At 65.8% G+C, this 19,954-nt stretch carries 15 protein-coding genes; 9 read left to right on the forward strand and 6 right to left on the reverse strand.

Annotation, left to right across the window (positions count from 1 at the left end; genetic code table 11):
• Positions 1 to 138: 138 nt before the first annotated feature.
• From JJB74_RS02145 to JJB74_RS02155, 3 genes are all read left to right on the forward strand, one after another.
• Positions 139 to 2,202, forward strand: a complete 2,064-nt coding sequence (locus tag JJB74_RS02145) for a sensor histidine kinase (protein WP_200590185.1) — start codon at positions 139 to 141, stop codon at positions 2,200 to 2,202.
• Positions 2,203 to 2,319: 117 nt separating this feature from the next.
• A complete protein-coding gene (locus JJB74_RS02150) occupies positions 2,320 to 2,910 on the forward strand; it encodes a response regulator transcription factor (RefSeq protein WP_200590186.1) in 591 nt (196 codons plus the stop codon).
• A gap of 12 nt (positions 2,911 to 2,922) precedes the next feature.
• On the forward strand, positions 2,923 to 3,555 hold the full coding sequence (locus JJB74_RS02155; RefSeq protein WP_200590187.1) for an HAD hydrolase-like protein: 633 nt from the start codon (positions 2,923 to 2,925) through the stop codon (positions 3,553 to 3,555).
• A gap of 34 nt (positions 3,556 to 3,589) precedes the next feature.
• Here JJB74_RS02155 and JJB74_RS02160 read toward each other — a convergent pair whose 3' ends face one another.
• Positions 3,590 to 4,999: an MFS transporter gene (locus tag JJB74_RS02160; RefSeq protein WP_200590188.1), complete on the reverse strand. Its 1,410-nt coding sequence runs from the start codon at positions 4,997 to 4,999 to the stop codon at positions 3,590 to 3,592.
• A gap of 130 nt (positions 5,000 to 5,129) precedes the next feature.
• Between JJB74_RS02160 and JJB74_RS02165 the strand changes: the two genes are divergently transcribed.
• Positions 5,130 to 6,023 carry an AEC family transporter gene (locus tag JJB74_RS02165; RefSeq protein ID WP_200590726.1) on the forward strand — a complete coding sequence of 298 codons (894 nt, stop codon included), beginning with the start codon at positions 5,130 to 5,132 and terminating at the stop codon, positions 6,021 to 6,023.
• Positions 6,024 to 6,103: 80 nt separating this feature from the next.
• On the opposite strand, the gene queG is transcribed toward JJB74_RS02165, so the two are convergent.
• Positions 6,104 to 7,231: a tRNA epoxyqueuosine(34) reductase QueG gene (gene queG, locus JJB74_RS02170; RefSeq protein ID WP_200590189.1), complete on the reverse strand. Its 1,128-nt coding sequence runs from the start codon at positions 7,229 to 7,231 to the stop codon at positions 6,104 to 6,106.
• A gap of 8 nt (positions 7,232 to 7,239) precedes the next feature.
• On the opposite strand from queG, the gene tsaE reads away from it, so the two are divergent.
• On the forward strand, positions 7,240 to 7,725 hold the full coding sequence (tsaE, locus tag JJB74_RS02175; protein WP_200590190.1) for a tRNA (adenosine(37)-N6)-threonylcarbamoyltransferase complex ATPase subunit type 1 TsaE: 486 nt from the start codon (positions 7,240 to 7,242) through the stop codon (positions 7,723 to 7,725).
• A complete protein-coding gene (locus JJB74_RS02180; RefSeq protein ID WP_200590191.1) occupies positions 7,689 to 8,993 on the forward strand; it encodes an N-acetylmuramoyl-L-alanine amidase in 1,305 nt (434 codons plus the stop codon). Before tsaE ends, JJB74_RS02180 begins: the two co-directional genes overlap by 37 nt.
• Positions 8,994 to 9,129: 136 nt before the next feature.
• On the opposite strand, the gene JJB74_RS02185 is transcribed toward JJB74_RS02180, so the two are convergent.
• From JJB74_RS02185 to JJB74_RS02195, 3 genes are read right to left on the reverse strand one after another with little or no spacing between them, the layout of a single operon-like run.
• Positions 9,130 to 12,216, reverse strand: coding sequence for an efflux RND transporter permease subunit (locus tag JJB74_RS02185; RefSeq protein WP_200590192.1), 3,087 nt, complete (start codon positions 12,214 to 12,216; stop codon positions 9,130 to 9,132).
• Entirely contained in the window at positions 12,206 to 13,366 is a 1,161-nt protein-coding gene (locus tag JJB74_RS02190; RefSeq protein ID WP_200590193.1) for an efflux RND transporter periplasmic adaptor subunit, read from the reverse strand. Before JJB74_RS02190 ends, JJB74_RS02185 begins: the two co-directional genes overlap by 11 nt.
• Positions 13,363 to 14,724 (reverse strand): TolC family protein, encoded by a 1,362-nt coding sequence (locus JJB74_RS02195; RefSeq protein ID WP_200590194.1) that lies wholly within the window; start codon positions 14,722 to 14,724, stop codon positions 13,363 to 13,365. Before JJB74_RS02195 ends, JJB74_RS02190 begins: the two co-directional genes overlap by 4 nt.
• 202 nt (positions 14,725 to 14,926) lie before the next feature.
• On the opposite strand from JJB74_RS02195, the gene JJB74_RS02200 reads away from it, so the two are divergent.
• The gene (locus JJB74_RS02200; protein ID WP_200590195.1) at positions 14,927 to 15,595 is read left to right on the forward strand and encodes a response regulator transcription factor; all 669 of its coding nucleotides are present in this window, start codon (positions 14,927 to 14,929) and stop codon (positions 15,593 to 15,595) included.
• On the forward strand, positions 15,595 to 16,953 hold the full coding sequence (locus tag JJB74_RS02205; protein WP_200590196.1) for a sensor histidine kinase: 1,359 nt from the start codon (positions 15,595 to 15,597) through the stop codon (positions 16,951 to 16,953). The genes JJB74_RS02200 and JJB74_RS02205 overlap by 1 nt, the downstream gene beginning before the upstream one ends.
• 198 nt (positions 16,954 to 17,151) lie before the next feature.
• Here the strand turns inward: JJB74_RS02205 and JJB74_RS02210 are convergent, their stop codons facing one another.
• Complete coding sequence (locus JJB74_RS02210) at positions 17,152 to 17,796, reverse strand: VTT domain-containing protein (RefSeq protein ID WP_200590197.1); 645 nt, start codon at positions 17,794 to 17,796, stop codon at positions 17,152 to 17,154.
• A gap of 236 nt (positions 17,797 to 18,032) precedes the next feature.
• On the opposite strand from JJB74_RS02210, the gene mutL reads away from it, so the two are divergent.
• Positions 18,033 to 19,931: a DNA mismatch repair endonuclease MutL gene (mutL, locus tag JJB74_RS02215; RefSeq protein WP_200590198.1), complete on the forward strand. Its 1,899-nt coding sequence runs from the start codon at positions 18,033 to 18,035 to the stop codon at positions 19,929 to 19,931.
• Positions 19,932 to 19,954: the final 23 nt, after the last annotated feature.

Here is a 19,954-nt window from a genome sequence, read left to right on the forward strand (position 1 = left end):
TATGTATTTTCTTGCTCTTCTTGTGAGGCAAGAGATTGTTCCCAGCTTGGCGGGCAACCACAACTGTGGTTAACCGCAATTCTAAGCCAACAAACATATTTCTTTAGAGATACGTTTCTTTTAAGACACATTTTCAGCATGCCCAAGCTTTTTTCCCCGCTGGCGCTCGGCCGGCTGCGCGAGCGTCCCCAGTCCTGGCGCTGGATGCTGCCCGTCTTTTTGCTGCTGCTGTTCCTGTTCGCGCTGCTCTGGCTACCGTGGCAGGCGCAACGCATGGAAGCCACCGAGCGCGAAGAGCAGCTGATCGCCGATACCTTGTGGGTGGAACAGACGATCCGCTTCCAGCTCAGCCGCGACGAGGAAAGCCTGACCCTGGCCGCTGCCGACATTGCCGCCGGCACGCTCGACACCAGGAAGTGGGAATTCCGGATGAACGCGCTGCTGCGCAACAGCCGCGAAATCATTCGCGTCGGCTGGCTCGATGCGAATGGCCGCCAGGTCGAATCCACCGACGGCCGCACCATCACCGAAGCCGAACTGCCTCCCGCCTCGCGCGCCGCGCTCGAGCATGCACGGGAAATCCGCGCCCCCCGCTACAGCGCGCCGGTCTGGTCCGACGGCGCCGCCACCTTCGACTACCACATGCCGATCTTCGCCGGCGGCCGCTATCTCGGCGACCTGGTGGCGACCTACAACGCCAGCAACATCCTCGATCAGATGGTGCCGTGGTGGTTCGCCCGGGACAATGAAATCCGCCTGACCGACTTCGAGGACCGGCTGCTGGACCGGCGCGCGGCCGGCGGCGCGGGCCGCAATGTCTACACCCATAACCACGCGCTGGAATTGCCGGGCCTGACGCTGATGCTGCATACGAACAGCGTCAAGAGCGCGCCGAAGCTGCTGCCCAACCTGCTGGTGGGCTCGGTGATCGCCTTGTCGCTCGGCCTGCTGTGGAGCCTGGCGGCGCTGTGGCGCGACATCGTCCGGCGCCAGGCCGCCGAGGATGCGCTGCGCGAGCAATTGCTGTTTCGCAGCGCGATGGAAAACTCGCTCGTCACCGGCCTGCGCGCGCGCGACCTCGATGGCAGGGTGACCTATGTGAACCCGGCGTTCTGCCAGATGGTCGGTTATCCGGCGCACGAGATCGTGGGCCGGGTGCCGCCGATGCCCTACTGGGCGCCGGAGGCGATGAACGAATACCAGCAACGCTTTTCCCAGGTGCTGGCCGGCACCATCACGCCGCACTTCGAAACCATCTTCCAGCGCGCCGACGGCGAGCGCTTTCCGGTGATGGTGTTCGAAGCGCCGCTGCTGGACGAGCACGGGCAGCAGACCGGCTGGATGAGTTCGATCCTGGACATCTCCGAACTGCGCCGCGCGGAAAACATCAACCGGCAGCAGCAGGAACAATTGCAGGCCAGCGCGCGGCTGGCCAGCATGGGTGAAATCGCTTCCACGCTCGCGCATGAGCTGAACCAGCCGCTGGCGGCGATTTCCAGCTACACCGCCGGCGCGCTCAACATGCTGGCGCGCCCGGACGCCGACCGCATGCCACCCGGCATGCTGCGCGGCGCCCTGGAAAAGACGCATGCGCAGGCACAGCGCGCCGGCAACATCATTCGCAGCGTGCATGCGTTTGCGAAGAAGCGGGACCCGGCGCGCCATCCGGTCGACGTCACCAGGCTGCTGCACGGCCTGTTGCCGCTGGTGGAAACGCAGGCGCGCGATGCGATGGTACGCATCCGCCTTTCCTGCGCGCCGGACCTGCCGCCAGTGCTCGGCGACAAGGTGATGCTGGAACAGGTGTTGCTGAACCTGACGCGCAACGGCATCGAAGCCATGCGCGACACCGCGCCGGAGCAGCGGCTGATGACGATCAGTGCCGCGTTGGCCACCGGCACGGCCAGTCCGATGCTGCAGATCTCGGTAGGTGATCATGGTCACGGCATTGCCGAGGACGTCGCGGGGAAACTGTTTTCCGCCTTCTTTTCCACCAAGTCCGAGGGCATGGGCGTGGGCCTGAACATCTGCCGCAGCGTGGTGGAAGCGCATGGCGGCACGCTGACGCACCGCCCGGACCCGGATGGCGGCACGCAGTTCTGCTTCACTCTGCCGGCACTGGCGAGTGAAGCAACGCCAACCGCGCCCACGCCGCCCGTCGAGCCGAAGCCGGCGCCGGAACGCGAAGATTCTCAGGCTTGAGAAAGATTACGGTGCGCTCACTAGATTTTCGTTACACTCGCATCGCGCGGAACTTTCACAAGGGAAATTCCGGCGCAACGCCGGCCGAACCCTGCGGCGGCCCTGTCGGGATGGAACATGTTGCACATAGTCGATGATGAGGAAGTGATCCGCGATGCGCTGTGCTGGCTGGCGCAGACACGCGGCATTGCCGTTGCCGCCTACGAAGACGGCCAGGCGTTTCTCGATGCGCTGGGCGAACGCGTCGGCATCGCCGCGGAAGGCGAATGCCTGCTGCTGGACATGCGCATGCCGCGCCTGGCCGGCCTGCCGCTGTTCGAAACGCTGCACGCGCGCGGCCTGTCCGCGCAACTGCCGGTGATCTTTCTGACCGGTCATGCCGACGTGCCGATGGCGGTGGATGCCTTGAAGCGCGGCGCCTTCGATTTCTTTGAAAAACCCTTCAACGACAACAAGCTGATGGACCGCGTCGAGGAAGCACTCGCGGCGTCGCGCGCGGCGCTTGCCGGCGTCGCCGTGCAACAGCGACTCGCCAACCTGTCGGCGCGCGAGCGCGAGGTGCTGGAGCTGATCCTCGAAGGCCGGATGAACAAAGTGATTGCCGACCAGCTCGGTATCAGCATGCGGACCGTGGAAGTGCATCGGGCGCACATCTTCGAAAAGATGGGTGTGAAGACCGCGGTGGAACTGGCGCGGCTGCTTCGCTGAGCGCACGCCGCCATGCGCTTTTCGCTGGTGATCTTCGATTTCGACGGCACGCTGGCCGACTCGTTTCCCTTTTTCCGCGAATGCTTCGGCGTGCTCGCCGCGCGCCATGGCTTCAGGAGCCTGCCGGCCGATGAACTCGAAGCCATGCGCGGCGCCAGCGCCCGCGAACTGCTGCGCAGCATCGGCCTGCCGGCCTGGAAGCTGCCGCTGGTGGCGCATGATTTCCGCAGCATGATGGCGCAGCATGCGGCGCGTATCCGCCTCTTTCCCGGCATCCCGGAATTGCTGCAGCGCCTGTCCGGGCGCGGCGTGCGCCTGGCGGTGCTGAGTTCGAATTCCCGCGCCAATGTCGAAACCGTGCTCGGTCCCAGCCATGCCGGGCTGATCAATCACTACGCCTGCGGCGCCTCGCTATTCGGCAAGCGGCGCAAGCTGCGCGCGCTGCTGGCGAGCTGCGGCGTGCCGCCGCATGAGGCGCTGTGCGTGGGCGACGAGGTGCGGGATATCGAAGCCGCGCAAGCCGAACGCGTCGCTGCCGGCGCGGTGGCCTGGGGCTATACCTATGCCCAAGCGCTGGCGGCGAGCAGGCCGCAGGCGCTGTTTGCGAGCGTGGAAGAATTGGCGATGTTCCTGGAGCTGTGCTGAAGCCTTTGCAGTCTGAATGGCCCAACGACGCTGATCAGGCCTTTCCCGTTCGCAGTCCGCTTCCCGCATCGCGCGCCATGCCGACATAACCGAACACCGAAACCAGGGTCAGCACGCCGGCGCAAACAAAGGCGAAACGGAAATCCGCAAGCGAAAATTGCATGCCGCCGCCGTGCAGCCAGTTGCCGGCGCGCAGCGCGAGCGCGCCGAACGCGATGCCCATGCCTATGGTCATCTGCTGCGCCGCGCTCCACAGCGTGGATGCGGTGCTCATCTGCTGCGGCGGGATGTCGGCATAGGCCAGCGTGGCCAGTGTCGAAAACTGCATTGACCGGGTCACGCCGTACAGGAACACCACAGCCAGCGACAGCGTCAGCGGCGTGGCCGGCGTCAGCCAGCCGCAGGCCGCGATGAACACACCGGCCAGCGCCACGTTCACCACGGCGACATTGCGAAAACCAAAGCGCGACAGGATGGGCGTGGTCAGCGCCTTCATGCCGAAGTTGCCGATGGCGCTGGCCAGCAGCAACAGGCCGGACTGAAAGGCATTCAGCCCAAAACCGATCTGGAACAGCAGCGGCAGCAGGTAAGGCACCGCGCCAATGCCGATGCGGCTGACCGAGCCGGTGATCACCGTCACCGAATAGCTAGGCACTTGCAGCGTGGAATAGTCGATCAACGGATGCGGCGTGCGCCGGCTCTGCCACCACACGAGGTAGCCTAGCCCTACGCCGAGGGCGATCAGCGCCAGCGCAAAGCCGACCGGCGCGTCTTCCTGGCTGGCCAGTTCAGTGCCGTACATCACCGCGGTCAGCGCCAGTCCGGACAGCAGGAAGCCGATCCAGTCGAGCGGCTTGCCGCCATCGCCGCGCTCGTTCCTCACCAGCCGGAACACCACGGCCAGCACCGCCAGGCCCAACGGCACATTGATCAGAAAGATCCAGCGCCAGGAGGCATAGGTGGTGATGAAACCGCCCAGCGGCGGACCAATCACCGGCGCGGCGATCGCCGGCCAGGTGATCGTGGAAATCGCCGCCATCAATCGGCTCTTCTCGGTATTGCGCACCACGATCAGCCGGCCGACCGGCACCATCATCGCGCCGCCCATGCCCTGCAGCACCCGCGCCGCGGTGAAGCTGGCGGTGTCGTTGCACAGGCCGCACAACACGGATGCCAGCGTGAACACCACGATCGCGCTGGCATAGACGCTGCGCGAGCCGTAGCGGTCGGCGATCCAGCCGCTGACCGGGATGAACACCGCCAGCGCCAGCATGTAGGCAGTCACGCCCAGGCTGAGCGCATTGACCCCGACGCCGAAGCTCTCCGCCATGCGCGGCAGCGCGGTGGCGACGATGGTGCTGTCGAGGTACTCCATGAAGAAGGTGGCGGCGACGATGTAGGGCAGCCAGCGGCTGCGCGCATCCTGGCTCGGGATGGCATTCATGAGAAAAGGCAAGAGAAGCGTGAGACCGAACGATTATCGCCTACATTGCAAAATTGCACACAAGCTGCTCGGGCAGACATGCATGGCGTCATCCGGTAACATGCGCGCTTTCGCCGCACCGCCGCCGCTCATGTCGATCGCCACGATTCTTCTCCCCGATTTCACGCTGATATTGCTTGGTCTGTTTCTGAGGCGCTTTACGCGCTGGGGCGATGAGGCCTGGGCCGGCATGGAGCGCATGGTGTATTTCGTGCTGTTTCCCGCCCTGCTGTTTTATTCCACCGCGCGCATGCCGCTGGATTTCTCGGCGACCGGACGCTTGCTCGAAGGCGGCCTCCTGGTGCTGGTTTGCGGCATCGTGCTCGGCTGGGTGGCAAAGGCCATCTTCAACAGCAGCCACAAGGATTTCGCTTCCGGTGTGCAGACCGCTTTCCGTTTCAATTCCTACATGGGGCTGGCGTTGGCTTCGCGCCTGGGCGGCGATCATGGCACGTCGCTGATGGCGCTGTTGATCGGCTTCGCGGTGCCGCTGGCCAACATGGCGGCGGTGCATGCGCTGGTGCATGGCAGCGGCGGACTGGCGAAGGAACTGGCGAAGAATCCGCTCCTGATCGCCACCATCAGCGGCATCCTGTTCAATCTCGTCGGCGGGCATGTGCCGGAAGTGGCCGGCATCGTGCTCTCGCGCATGGGCAATGCGTCGATCGCGCTGGGCCTGATCCTGGTCGGCTCGGGATTGAAATTGTCCGGACTGAAGCAGGGACAAGGGCTGTCGGCCTGGTTCATCGGCGTGAAGCTGATCGCGTCGCCGGCGCTGGCGCTGGCCTTCGCGCGCTGGTATGGGCTGGCGCCGCTGCAGATGCAAATCCTGGTCGGCTTCGCCGCGCTGCCGACCGCCTCCAGCGCCTATGTGCTGGCAGCGCGCCTGGGCGGCAATGGTCCGCTGACGGCTTTCATCATTTCGGCGGGGACGCTGGCATCGATTGCGACGCTGCCGGTGTGGTTGTATCTGGCGGGGGCTTGAAGTGCGTAGGTTGGGCTGACGAAGGAAGCCCAACATGATCGTGGGCCGCTGGCGTTCAATGTTGGGCTTGTCAGCCCAACCTACGCAATCGCTGCCCCATGCCGCGCCAGCGCCCAGGCCACATGCTCGGCCACCAGCGCCGACGCATGCCCCGCCCTGCCCCACAAGGCCGCCACGATATCCGCATCGCCAGCCAGTCCGGCATCGGCCGCATTGCCCAGCGCCACCGCGATATTGCGCAGCCAGCGTTCATGCCCGATACGGCGTATTGCGCTGCCCTGCAGGCGGGTGTCGAATTCGTCCTCGGTCCAGGCGAACAGTTCGAGCAGCGTGGCGTTGTTCAGCCCGTTGCGCACATCGAAATCCGGCAGCACGGCGCGCTGCGCAAACTTGTTCCACGGGCAGACCAGTTGGCAATCGTCGCAGCCGAGGATGCGATTGCCCATCAGCGGCCGCAGCGCCTCCGGAATCGCGCCCTTGTGCTCGATGGTCAGGTAGGAAATGCAGCGGCGCGCATCGAGGCGCTGCGGCCCGGTGATGGCGCCGGTCGGGCAGGCGGTGATGCAGGCCTCGCATTGGCCGCAATGCGCGGAGGTCGGCGCATCCGTCGGCAACGACAGGTCGGTATAGATTTCGCCGAGGAAGTACATCGAGCCGGCATCGCGGTTCAAGAGCAGCGTGTGCTTGCCGCGCCAGCCGAGGCCAGCCTTGTCGGCCAAGGCCACTTCCATCACCGGCGCGGAATCGGTGAACACCCGGAAACCCATCGCGCCGACCGCGGCCTCGATGCGCTCGGCCAGGCGCTGCAGCCGGCTGCGCAGGATCTTGTGATAATCGCGGCCGCGCGCATACACCGACACCACCGCGGCGCGCGGATCGGCCAGCCGCGCCGTCTCGCGTTCGCGCCAGTCGTCGCCGGCATCGCGCGGCAGATAGTCCATGCGCGCCGAGATCACCCGCAGCGTGCCGGGCACCAGTTCGGCCGGGCGGCTGCGCTTGGTGCCATGGCTTGCCATATAATCCATGTCGCCGTGGCAGCCGGCCGCCAGCCAGTGAGCCAGGCCCGATTCGGCGGCGGACAAATCGACATCGGTGATGCGCACATCGGCAAAGCCGAGTTCCTGGCCCCAGGCCCGGATGTCGGATGCCAGCTGCGCCAGCGCTATCGTTTCCTGCAAGATTTTTACCCCATCAACACGGACCGCCATTCTAAGAGATGCAGCACTTCGAGGCAGAACTGAAGGAAGAGGCCGGCACGCTCGCGCTCGGCGCGGCGCTGGCCGCGGCGCTCGCTCCCGGCATCACGATTTACCTGCACGGCGACCTCGGCGCCGGCAAGACCACGCTGACCCGCGCGCTGCTGCATGCCGCCGGTCATGCCGGCCATGTGAAGAGTCCGACCTATACGCTGGCCGAACCGTATAGCGTCACCATCGCCGGCGAGCCGACCGAAGTCATCCATTTCGATCTCTACCGCATGGGCAGCCCCGAAGAATTCCTGGATGCGGGCTTTCGCGATTATTTCAATGCCACGAGCATCTGCATCGTCGAATGGCCGGAAAAGGCGGGCGAATTGTTGCCGCCGCCTGACATCAATATCTTTCTGCGCATGCATGGCGAAGGCCGTCGGGTAGAATTGCAGGCCTTGTCCGCACAGGGTGCCGTATGCCTCGCTCGCTTTCACTTCGCTCCCAATCTCTGATCTCGAAACGCCGCCGCGTGATGCTCAAAGCCGGCGGCGGTTTTCTGCTTTCAGTGATCGCGCCATTGCGCGCGCGGGCGGCGCAGATCATGGGTGTGCGGGTGTGGCCGGCCGAAGAATACACACGGGTTACCCTGGAAAACGACAGCGATCTGAAGACCACCCACTTCCTCGTCAAGAACCCGGAACGCATGGTGGTCGACATTGAAGGCATCGAGCTGAATCCGGCACTGAAGAGCCTGGTGGCAAAGGTCCAGCCGAACGACCCCTATATCAAGCAGGTACGCGTCGGCCAGAATCGGCCGAACGTGGTGCGCCTGGTGTTTGATCTGAAGGAGGAAGTGCGGCCGCAGGTGTTCGTGCTGCCGCCGGTGGGCAGCTACCAGCACCGCCTGATCTTCGATCTTTACCCGGTCAACCCGCCGGACCCGATCGCCGCGTTAATCCAGAAAGGCGACTGGGCCAAGGAACTGCCGCCCGACATCGCCGCCCAGATTGAGCCTCCCGCGGCGGCAACGAAACGAGCCGACCCGCGCGAAGAGGATGCACCCCGCATCAACCGCATGATCACCATTGCGCTCGACCCCGGCCATGGCGGCGAGGATCCGGGCGCGATCGGCGCTGGCGGCAGCCGGGAAAAGGACGTTGTGCTGGCGATTGCCAAGCGGCTCAAGGCCCGCATCGAGCAGAACCCGAACATGCGCGTGATGCTCACCCGCGACGCCGATTACTTCGTGCCGCTGCAGCAGCGGGTGCACAAGGCGCGCAAGGTGCAGGCCGATCTCTTCGTCTCCATCCATGCCGACGCCTTCGTCGAGCCGACCGCGCGCGGCTCCTCGGTGTTTGCGCTGTCGGAAAAGGGCGCCAGCTCGACCGCGGCGCGCTGGCTGGCGAACAAGGAAAACGCGGCCGACCTGATCGGCGGCGTCAATTTGCGCGGACAGGATCAGCAGCTCGCCAGCGTATTGCTGGACTTGTCTACCACCGCGCAGATCAACGACAGCATCAAGCTGGCCAAAGCCGTGCTCGGCGAGATCGGCGGCATCAACCGGCTGCACAAGGGCGCGGTGGAACAGGCTGGATTTGCAGTGCTGAAAGCGCCGGACATTCCGAGCATCCTGGTGGAAACCGCGTTCATCTCGAATCCGGAAGAGGAAGCCAAGCTCACCGATGACGGCTATCAGGAACAAATGGCGCAGGCGCTGATGAATGGCATACGCAAGTACTTTTCGAAGAATCCGCCGCTGGCGAAGAGTCGGTTGACTTGAGAAGGCAGGCCATCCGCCGCTGCCCGGTGAGCCAAGAAAAAGCGTGCCTTGATGCCTGCTTTCTCCTTGCGCCAGCCGTCTTTGTAACGCATGGCTTTCTCCCTGCAGGCAGCATGCTCGTCCGCAGCCGCGCTCCCTATTCCCGCTCCACCCCCGAAAAATACCGATACACCAGCGGCAGCAACAACAGCGTAAAGAACGTCGCCGACACGATCCCGCCGACGATCACCACCGCGAACGGCCGCTGGGTTTCCGAGCCGACACCATGCGACAGCGCTGCCGGCATCAGGCCCAAGCCGGCCATCAGCGCCGTCATCAGGATCGGCCGCAGCCGCGACACCGCGCCCTCCACCGCCGCGTCGAACACCGCCGCACCCGCCGCCAGGTTCTCGACGATCTGCTCGACCATGATCACGCCGTTCTGGACCGAGATGCCGGCAACCGCGATGAATCCGACCGCCGCCGACACCGAGAAATGCAACCCGGTCACGGCCAGGCCGAGAATGCCGCCGATCAGCGCGAACGGCACGATCGCCAGGACCAGCCCTGCCTTGCGCACCGAGCGGAAGGCCCAGAACAGCAGCGAGAAGATCAGCAAGGCGGTGACCGGCACGATCACCATCAGGCGCTTGACCGCGCGCTGCTGGTTCTCGAACTGTCCACCCCAGGTAATGCTGTAGCCCGGCGGCAGCACGACTTCGGCGGCCACGCGCGCCTGCGCCTCGGCGACGAAGCTGCCCTGGTCGCGGCCGATCAGGTTGGCCTTGACCGAGGCATTGCGCCCGCCCGCCTCGCGGCTGATGCGCGCCGCGCCCTGGCGCACGTCCACCTTCGCCACTTCGGACAGATTCACCGTGCCGGCGCCTCCGGGTAGCGGCACCTGCACCGCGCCGACGTCATCGACCGAGTCGCGCGCCTCGCGCCGGAAGCGCACGCTGATGTCGAAGCGGCGGTCGCCGTCATAGAACTGGCTCACGGCGCTGCCGGCCAGCGCCGTCTGGATCGCGGCGTTCACATCGTTGACATTGATGCCCAGACGCGCGATGCGCTCGCGGTCGATCACGATGTCCAGCTCGGTCTGGCCGCCGATCGGAATCGCCGCGACGTCGGCCGCGCCCGGAATCGATGCCAGGATTGCGGCGACCTGCTCGCTCTTCTGCGTCAGGATCTGGAGATCCGGCCCGAAGATCTTGACGGCGATTTCGCCCTTCACGCCGGACAGCGCTTCCTCGACGTTGTCTTCGATCACCTGCGAGAAATTGGTCGGCACGCCGGGCAGCCGCCGGATGCGCTCGGACATGTCGGCGATCAGGCTGTCCTTGTCGGCGAAGCGCCAGGTGTTGCGCGGCTTCAGGTCGGCCAGGATTTCCATATTGTTCGGCCCCTTGGGATCGGTGCCGTCGTCGGGCCGGCCCACCTGGGTGATGATGTTGCCGACCTCGGGATAGCCCTGCAGGATCGCCCTCACCTCGCGCTCAATGCGCTTGGTCTGGTCCAGCGCGCTGGACGGCGGCAGTGAAATCGTCAGCCAGATGTTGCCTTCATCGAGCTTGGGCAGGAATTCGCTGCCGAGCATGGGCGCGATCGCCAGCGTCGCCGCCAGCGCGATCGCGGATGCCACGATCACCGGCAGCTTCTTCGCATCGGCGCGGCGCAGAAAGCCGCGGTAGCCATCCTGCAGACGATGCATCCAGGCGTTGTGACGCTCGGCCATGCTGTGCCGGCGCATGATCAGCGCCAGGAGCGTCGGCACCAGCGTGATCGTCAACAGGATCGCGCCCAGCATCGCGAAGGACAGCGTCAGCGCCACCGGCGTGAAGATTTTTCCCTCCACGCGCTGGAAGGTGAAGATCGGAATGAAGGCGATGATGATGATGGCCTTGGCGAACAGGATCGGATGGCCAAGCTCGACCACGGTGGCATGCAGCACATCGCGCCGCCACGGATAATCGGCGCGCGGATTGGCCGGATCGAAGCTGCGCGCGGCCAGGCGCACCATCAGCGCTTCGACCAGCACCACCGCGCTGTCGATGATGATGCCGAAGTCGACCGCGCCCAGCGAAATCAGGTTGGCCGGCACGCCACGGGCGTCGAGCATGATGAAGGCGAACAGCAGCGACAGCGGAATCACCGCGGCCACCACCAATGCAGCGCGCCAGTCGCGCAGGAACAGCACCAGGATGGCGATGACCAGCAGCGCGCCGACCGCAAGGTTTTCGGCCACGGTATGCACGGTGTGGCGTATCAGCTCGGTGCGCTGGTAGATCGGATGGATTTTCACTCCAGCCGGCAGCCGCGCATTCAGCGCCTCGATCTTACGGTTCACGTCGTCCACCACCTTGGTCGCATTGCCGCCGCGCACCATCTGCACCACGCCTTCGACTACGCTGTCTTCACTGTTGAAGGCGACGATGCCCGAGCGCGGCTTGGCGCCGATCGCCACTTCGGCCACATCCGACACCAGCACCGTCTTGCCATCCTTGGCGCGGATGACGACGCGGCCGATGTCCTCGACATTGCGGTAAATGCCGATGCCGCGTATCACGAGCGCTTCATCGCCGCGCCGCAGCAGGCCGCCGCCGGCATTGCCGCCGTTGGCCGCGAGCGCGCTGCTGACCGCATCCAGCGTCACGCCATAGCGCTTCAATTGCGCCGGGTCCACGCGCACCTGGTATTCCTTGACCGTGCCGCCGAAGCTGACGACGTCGGCCACGCCGGGCACGATGCGCAGGGCCGGGCGGATGGTCCAGTCCTGCAGCGCCCGGACTTCGGCCGCCGGCATCGAGGCCGGCGCCTCGACGATGTAGCGGTAGATTTCGCCGACCGCGGTCGTCAGCGGCGCAAGCGAGGGCTGCACGCCATTGGGCAGCGTGACGTTCTGCAGTTTTTCCAGCACCTGCTGGCGCGCGAAGTAATCATTGGTGCCGTCCTCGAAGGTCAGCGTGACCACCGACAGCCCGGTAATCGTCACCGAGCGCAGCTGCGTCTGCAGCGGCACGCCGCTCATTTCGCGCTCGATCGGCAGCGTCACGCTGCGCTCGACTTCTTCCGGCGCCTGGCCCGGATACTGGGTCACGACTTGGACCTGCACATCCTGCACATCCGGAAAGGCTTCGATCGGCAAGAGCGACAGCGCGCGCACGCCGAAGGCGATCAGGGCCACGGTCAGCACCAGCACGAATACGCGCTGGCGCATCACGAAGGTGATCAGCTTATCGAGCATGAGAGCCGACCTCTGCGTTCAGGAGCAGCGCGCCTTCGGTGACGATGCGCTCGCCGGGCTTGACGCCGCCCTCGATGAAACTCTGCTCCGGGCCGTGCTGGCCGAGCCGCACTTCGCGCTTTCTGAATACGCCCGGCTCGGTTTCGACGAAGACATAGGTGTTGACGCCTTCGGCCACCAGCGCGGTGTTGGGCACCGGCACCGCGCTGCGTTCGCCATCGGCCAGGAAGAAGACGCGCGCGAACATTTCCGGATGCAACTTGCCATCGGCGTTATCGACGATGCAGCGCACTCCCATGCGCCGCGTGTTGGGATCGAGCGCGAAGCCGATGCGATCTACCTTCGCCGGGAAACGGACGTTCGGCCAGGCATCGGTTTCGATGCTGACGCCCTGGCCCGGATGGATGCGCGCGACCGCCCGCTCGGGCACATCGACGACCAGCCACAGGTGGCGCGGATCGGTGACGATGAACAGCGGATCGGGCAGATCGGGGCGCAGCTCGGCGCCGGCCGACACATGGCGGTCGGCGACGACGCCGGCGATCGGCGAGCGCAGCGCAAAGCTGCCGTTCTCGCTGCCGGAAGCATTGAGATTCTTCATGCGCAGCGCGGCGCGCCGGGTCTCGGCCGTGGCCTGGGCATAGTCGGCCTGCGCGGCTTCGGCATCCTTCTGCGGCACGACCTCGTGCTCGAGCAGGGTTTTGGCCCGATCCAGCGCCAGCTTCTTGCGCCGTTCATCGGCCTGCGCCTTTTTCAGATCGGCATCGGCGGCGGCCAGGTCCGGCGCATCGATCTGCAGCAGCACTGCGCCGCGCGCGACACGATCGCCAATCTCGACCGGGATCTTCAGCACCCGCCCGGCGATCGGGCTGGAAACGCGCGCGGTGACATTGTCGTCATAGGTCAGCCGGCCGTTGAGCGGATCGGACACCGGCAGCGGCGCGCTTTGCGCGGTGGCGGTCTTGATCATTGCCAGCTGCGGCGCATGCACCGGGTAGCGGATCACGCCGGGCTCGGGCGGCGTCGCCTGGCGCGCGGCCGGCTCCGGCGCGGCGGCATGCAGGTAATGCGATACGCCGACGCCAGCCACGCCAAGGCCAACGATGACGGCAAGAGCGGCAAAGGCGCCGCCGCGGGTCTTCTGGGTCATTCCTTGTCTCCGGTTTCCTGGGCCAGGCGCCAGGCGGCCAGCGCCCTGGCATGGTCGGCGCGCGCGCCGGCGGCCTCCAGGCGGATGGCGCGGCGCGTGCGGCGCGCATCGAGCGCATCCATCACGCCGACGGCGCCGTTCTTGAAGGCGTATTCGGCCGCATCGGCCGAAAGCTCGGCGGCCGGCAGCAATTCCTCGTCGTAGCGGCGCAGGGCTGCCGCCGCCACGCGCGCTTCGTCGCGACTTCTGGCCAGCTCGCTCCTGGCAGCCATGCGGGTCTTTTCCAGCGATTCGCGGGCACTGTCTAGCTGCGCTTCGGCATTGCGGATCTCGCCTTCGTACTGATTGCGCAGGTACAGCGGAATCTGCACCGCGATGCCGAAGCTGTTGCCGGTGCCGTAGGCATTGGCGCCGTTCTGCGGATAGTGCTCGGCCTGCACGCCGACGGTGACGTCGCGCGTGCGCAGCGACAGCGCCAGGCGCACGCCTTCTTCGGCGGCGCGCACCCGGGCGCGGGCGGCGCGCACGTCGGCGCGGCTGTCGACGATCGATTCCAGCGCCGCGCCGTCATCGATCTCGGCCGGGTCCGGCCATGGATCGATGGCGCGCAGGCGACGCGGATCCGGCAGCGAACCCAGCGCCAGCGCCAGGGTTTCCTGCGCGCGCAACAGCGCCGACTCGGCCGATTCGGCATCGTTGGCCGCGCGCAGCGCATCGACACGGATGCGTGCGACATCGGCGCCGGCCAGATCGCCCGCCTTCCTGCGGCGCTCGGCCGCATCCACCGTTTGCTGGTACAGCGCGAGCGTGTCGCGCAGAATGTCGCGCTTTTCCTGCGCGGCGAGCAAGTCGTAATAGGCCTGCGCCACGGCCAGCTTCAGTTGCCGGCGCACATCGGACATATCCTCGCGCGCGGCCTGTTCCAGCAATTGCGCATTGCGCACGCGCAGTTCGCGCTTGCCGCCGCGCTCGAATTGCTGATCGATGCGGATGGCACTGTCGACCGCCTTGGACCGCAGCGAGCCAGGCCCGACGCCGGTCGACGGGTTCACGCCCATGGTCTGCAGCGTCAGCACCGGGTTGGGCGCGGTGTCGGCGGAAGCGATCGCCGCGCGCGCGCTTTGCACCGCGGCCAGGGCAATGCGCAGATCCGGGTTGCGCTGTAGCGCCAGCGCCTGCGCATCGGCCAGGCGCAGCTGCGCGGTATCCATGGACATCTGCGCGAGCGCCGGCGCAGGCGCAGGCGCAAGGCAGAGCAGCGTCAGCAGAAGTTGCAGAATTGAGAGGTAGCGCGGAAGTTGCGGCACAAGCGGAAGTCGCGGCAGGCGCAGCGGGCGCGGCGCTGTCGTGTTCATCATGGTGAATCCATCCTTGCTGGCGCCGCTGCGGTGGCAAGTCTCCCGATCCGGGGGCTGGCGGCGAGGGCGTATCCTATTTGTCGTTCCTGTCAGGAAACTGAAGTGTAACTGACGAACGCCTGACGCCCCAACGCGACGGCTTTTTCTATAATGTGGCGCTTCTGCACCACCCTTCTCTCAACCTTCATCTGGATTACCCATCATGCATGTGCTTCTCGTGGAAGACGACAACGTACTTTCAGACGGCATTGCGCGCAACCTGCGCAGCCATGGCATGGCGGTGGACGTGGTGGGCAACGGCAATGATGCGGACGCGATACTGCAGCGGCATGAAATCGCGGTGGTGGTGCTGGACATCGGCATCCCGGGCCTCGATGGTTTCGAGGTCGTGCGCCGCCTGCGCGCGCGCGGCAACCAGACGCCGGTGCTGCTGCTGACCGCGCGCGATGCGGTGGCAGACCGTGTCTTCGGCCTGGAAATCGGCGCCGACGATTACCTGGTCAAGCCCTTCGCCACGCCGGAACTGGTGGCGCGGGTGCGGGCGCTGCTGCGGCGCGGCGTCGGACGCGATGCGACGATACAGATTGGCGCGCTCAACCTGGACAGCGCCGCGCGGCGCGCCACGGTGCATGGCCGCCCGATCGACCTGTCGGCGCGGGAATGGGCCATCCTCGAATACCTGATCCGCAATTCCGGCCGCGTGGTGTCCAAGCAGCAGATCATCGACGCGATCCTGCCCTGGGGCGAGGAAGTCACGCTCAACGCGGTGGAAGTTTATGTCTCGCGCATCCGCATCAAGCTCGGCGACGCCGGCGTGGCGATCCGCACGATACGCGGCTTCGGCTACATGTTGGACGCCGGCGGCGGCTGATGCGCAGCATCCGCCATGCGCTGTTGAAGCAGCTGCTGCTGCCGCTGGTGGCGCTCAATCTCGTAGTCGCCGCCGCGACCTGGTGGCTGGCCTGGGCGCCGACGCAGCGCGCCTTCGACGAAGCGCTGGCTGACGCCGCATGGAGCCTGTTGCCGTATATCGATGCGCGCGACGGCCGCATCGCGGTGCATCTGTCGCGCCAGGCCGAACAGATCCTGCGGCTTGACCATTTCGACGCGATTTACTTCGTCGTGCGCAACGAGCAGGGCCACACCATCGAAGGCGATGCCGACTTCCCGACGCTGGTAAAGCCGGCGCGGCCGAACGAGCCGCATGCCTATGACGGCGCAATGCGCGGCAATGCGGTGCGAATCATCACGCTGTCCACGCCTGTGGGTCAGGAAACCGTGACCATCGGCGTGGCCGAAACCCTGTGGAAGCGCGTGAGCATGCGTTCCGGCCCCGGCTTCATCGGGCTGCTGCTGCTGGATGCGGCCGCCACGGTGATTTCGGTGCTCATTGCGTGGACCGCGGTGCTGCGCGGCCTGTCGCCGCTGAACGCGATGCGCCGCGGCCTGGATACGCGCGGCCACGATGACCTGGCGCCGCTGCAGCATCGCAATCTTCCCGAAGAGTTGCAGCCGCTGGCCGATGCGCTGAACGCCTTGCTGGAACGGGTGCGCCTTGCCGCGCAAGGACAGCAGGATTTTCTTGCCAATGCCGCGCACCAGCTGCGCACGCCGCTGGCCGGATTGAAGACCCAGCTCGAATGGCTGGAACAGCGCCACGCGGCGGACGACGAGACCGCCCAATCGACGGCGTTGATGATGTCCGCCATCGAGCGCATGATCCGCCAGACCAATCAGCTGCTGGCGCTGGCGCGCGCCGAGCCGAGCCAGTTCCAGCGCGCGCGACTGTATCCGCTGGCACTGGACAAGCTGGTGGAGCAATCGGTGCAGCATTTCGTGCGCGAAGCGATGAAGAAACGCATCGATCTCGGCTTTGAATTGCAGCCGGCCATGATTGCGGGAGACAGTTTTCTGCTGCGCGACCTGATCGACAACCTGATCGACAATGCGATCCGCTATTGCCCGCCCGACGGGCGCGTGACGGTATCCTGCGGCGCAGATGACGGCGGCGTGCTGCTGTCGGTGGAGGATTCGGGACCAGGCATCCCGGAAGCGGAGCGCGAACTCATCTTCAGCCGCTTTTACCGGCTCAACGACAAGATCGGCGGCAGCGGCCTGGGTTTGTCCATCGTGCGCGACATTGCGCTGGACCATGGCGCCGAGCTGCAGGTGCAGCCGGGCGCGGATGGCAAGGGAACGGTGTTTTCGGTGCGGTTTCCGCGGGCCTGATGAAAGCTTGGGCTGGCAGGCCAGTGATCCGCCTGAAGCGGCATCCGTAGGGTGGGCGCAGCCCACGCGTTTCGTTGATCAAATCACCGCGTGGGCTGCGCCTACCCTACGCGGGTTACGAGCCCGGCGACCGATTCCATGGCAACTGAAAGGACTGGTTATCAGACCCAGCGCCGCAGGATGCAACAGCCCCACGCTTCAGGCCCGCGCCGTGCGCCGGAACAGCTTCCACAATCCGCCGAGCGCAACCGGCACCACGGCCGCGGCCACGCCGATCAGCACGATGGTGTTCAAATGGTCGCGTATGCCCGGAATGTTGCCGAAGAAATAGCCCGCGGCGACCAGGCCGGCAACCCACGCCACCGCGCCGGTGATGTTGTAGAGCTGAAAGCGCGCGAAGCTCATCTCGGACACGCCGGCGACGAAGGGAGCAAAGGTACGCACCACCGGCACGAAACGCGCCAGCACGATGGTCTTTCCGCCGTGCTTCTCGTAGAACGCATGGGTTTTCTGCAGCGCCGCACGATCGAGCCAGCGGTAATCGTGGGTATAGACTTTCTGCCCTATCCTGCGGCCGATCAGGTAATTCACGGTATTGCCGCCGACGGCCGCCACCAGTAGCAGCGCGGTCAGCAGCCAGACATTCATTTCGCCGGTGCGGCAGAAGGCGCCGCCGATGAAGAGCAGCGTGTCGCCCGGCAAAAACGGGAAGACAACCAGACCGGTTTCCGCGAACACGATGCCGAAGAGCACCATGTACACCAGTTGGCCATAGTCGGCGATCAGCTTGCCGAGGGATTTGTCGACGTGCAATACGAGGTCGACGACTTGCATTAGATCCATGAAATTCCTTGCCATTGGCAGTTGAACAAGTGCCGCCGCATGATACACGAGGCTTAATTTAACCTCTGATTAGAGTGTCTCCGGCCTGACCAGACTCAACGAGGCCGAGTCGAATTGCGCTCGGAACAAGGCGCGACGCAGTGCGGAGCGCAATACGGCCGGCATCGTGAGGCTGGGCAGGTCGGACACACTCCAGGCCTGAAGCTTTGCGCAAACGATGCCTTTATAATGCCCCGATGACTTCCCCCTTCGTTTCACCCGCGCGCGCCATCCGCCTGCTTCCCGACCAACTCATTTCCCAGATCGCCGCCGGCGAGGTCATCGAGCGGCCGTCGGCTGTCGTCAAGGAACTGCTGGAAAACGCGCTCGATGCCGGCGCCACCCAGGTCACCGTGCGGCTCGAGGCCGGCGGCGTCAAACGCATCTCGGTCTGCGACAACGGCCGCGGCATCCCGCGCGACGACATGCCGCTGGCGCTGGCGCGGCATGCGACCTCGAAGATCGCCTCGCTCACCGAGCTGGAAAGCGTGCTGTCGCTGGGTTTTCGCGGCGAGGCGCTGGCCTCGATCGCCTCGGTCGCGCAACTGACGCTGACTGCCCGCACTGCCGATGACGCGCATGCCTGGGAAATTGGCGACAACGGCGGCGAGCCCGCGCCCTCTTCGGGCGCCGTCGGCACCACGGTCGATGTGCGCGAGCTGTATTTCAATACCCCGGCGCGGCGCAAGTTCCTGAAGTCCGACCAGACCGAATACGGCCATTGCGCCGAAGTCGTGCGCCGCATCGCGCTGGCGCGGCCGGATGTGAGCTTCACCGTCAGCCACAATGGCAAGACCACCGAACACTGGGTGGCGAGCGACCTGGCCAAGCGCAGCGAGCAGATCCTCGGCAAGGACTTCGCCTCAGCGCGGCTGCCATTGACCGAAGCAGCGGGCCCGCTGCGCCTCGAAGGCTACATCGGCCTGCCGACCGCTTCGCGCATGCGCGCCGACTGCCAGTATTTCTACGTCAACGGCCGCTTCGTGCGCGACAAGCTGCTCACGCACGCGGTGCGCGCCGCCTACGAGGACGTGCTGCACGGCGACCGCTTTCCCTCTTACGTGCTGAAGCTGGAGCTGGATCCGACGCTGGTGGATGTGAACGTGCATCCGTCCAAGATCGAGGTGCGCTTCCGCGACAGCCGCGCGGTGCATCACTTCGTCTTCCATGCGCTGTCGGCTGCATTGGCGCAGACGTCTGCCACCGCCGGCGGTACCGCGCCAGCGCCGCAGCCGGCCGCCAGCGTGGCCGGCATGCTGCCGCAGCGACGCGAGCCGCAGCAGCAGGCATCCTTTGGCGCCGAATTCGCGCCGCGCTTCGGCAACAATGCCGGCGGCGGCGTGCCGCAGAGTCTGGCAAGCTACGGCGCGCTGTTTTCCGGATTGCGTGAGCCGGCCGCGCCGCAGGCGCGCGAAGGGATGCCGCCCTACACCGCCGGCACAACGGCTGCGGGAAGCCTGGAGGCCTTCGCCAGCGCGGCGCAGGAGACATCGCCAGCTTCCACCCCAACCGAATTCCCGCTCGGCTTCGCGCTGGCGCAACTGCACGGCATTTTCATCCTGGCGCAGAATGCCGCCGGCCTGGTGCTGGTGGACATGCATGCCGCGCATGAGCGCATCCTGTACGAACAGTTCAAGCAATCGCTGGACGCCGACACGGTGCAGGTGCAGCCGCTGCTGATCCCGGTGACCTTTCATGCCGACGCAATCGAAGTCGGCACCGTCGAGGAAAACGGCGACACGCTGTCCGCGCTCGGCTTTGACATCGCCGTGATGTCGCCGACCACGCTGGCGGTGCGCGCGATTCCGGCGCTGCTGAAGAACGCCGATGCGCAGAGCCTGGCGCGCGACGTGCTGCGCGATGTGCGCGAATACGGCGGCTCGCGCGTGCTGGTCGAGCGGCGCAACGAATTGCTTGGCACCCTGGCCTGCCATACCGCGGTGCGCGCCAACCGCATCCTGACGGTGCCGGAAATGAATGCGCTGCTGCGCCAGATGGAAGCCACCGAGCGCGCCGACCAGTGCAACCACGGCCGTCCAACCTGGGTGCAGCTGGCGCTGTCCGACCTGGACCGGCTGTTCTTGCGCGGCCAGTAAGCGATGAGGAACGCAGGCTCGAA

The sequence above is a fragment of the Noviherbaspirillum pedocola genome, from assembly GCF_016632335.1.
Taxonomy (GTDB): domain Bacteria; phylum Pseudomonadota; class Gammaproteobacteria; order Burkholderiales; family Burkholderiaceae_D; genus Noviherbaspirillum_A; species Noviherbaspirillum_A pedocola.

Coding starts and splice junctions, on each gene's coding strand:
- JJB74_RS02145 (WP_200590185.1), top strand. CDS start 139: ATGCCCAAGCTTTTTTCCCCGCTGGCGCTCGGCCGGCTGCGCGAGCGT.
- JJB74_RS02155 (WP_200590187.1), top strand. CDS start 2,923: ATGCGCTTTTCGCTGGTGATCTTCGATTTCGACGGCACGCTGGCCGAC.
- JJB74_RS02180 (WP_200590191.1), top strand. CDS start 7,689: ATGCCTCGCTCGCTTTCACTTCGCTCCCAATCTCTGATCTCGAAACGC.
- JJB74_RS02185 (WP_200590192.1), bottom strand. CDS start 12,216: ATGCTCGATAAGCTGATCACCTTCGTGATGCGCCAGCGCGTATTCGTG.
- mutL (WP_200590198.1), top strand. CDS start 18,033: ATGACTTCCCCCTTCGTTTCACCCGCGCGCGCCATCCGCCTGCTTCCC.
- JJB74_RS02205 (WP_200590196.1), top strand. CDS start 15,595: ATGCGCAGCATCCGCCATGCGCTGTTGAAGCAGCTGCTGCTGCCGCTG.
- JJB74_RS02200 (WP_200590195.1), top strand. CDS start 14,927: ATGCATGTGCTTCTCGTGGAAGACGACAACGTACTTTCAGACGGCATT.
- JJB74_RS02165 (WP_200590726.1), top strand. CDS start 5,130: ATGTCGATCGCCACGATTCTTCTCCCCGATTTCACGCTGATATTGCTT.
- JJB74_RS02160 (WP_200590188.1), bottom strand. CDS start 4,999: ATGAATGCCATCCCGAGCCAGGATGCGCGCAGCCGCTGGCTGCCCTAC.
- tsaE (WP_200590190.1), top strand. CDS start 7,240: ATGCAGCACTTCGAGGCAGAACTGAAGGAAGAGGCCGGCACGCTCGCG.
- JJB74_RS02190 (WP_200590193.1), bottom strand. CDS start 13,366: ATGACCCAGAAGACCCGCGGCGGCGCCTTTGCCGCTCTTGCCGTCATC.
- JJB74_RS02195 (WP_200590194.1), bottom strand. CDS start 14,724: ATGATGAACACGACAGCGCCGCGCCCGCTGCGCCTGCCGCGACTTCCG.
- queG (WP_200590189.1), bottom strand. CDS start 7,231: ATGGCGGTCCGTGTTGATGGGGTAAAAATCTTGCAGGAAACGATAGCG.
- JJB74_RS02210 (WP_200590197.1), bottom strand. CDS start 17,796: ATGGATCTAATGCAAGTCGTCGACCTCGTATTGCACGTCGACAAATCC.
- JJB74_RS02150 (WP_200590186.1), top strand. CDS start 2,320: ATGTTGCACATAGTCGATGATGAGGAAGTGATCCGCGATGCGCTGTGC.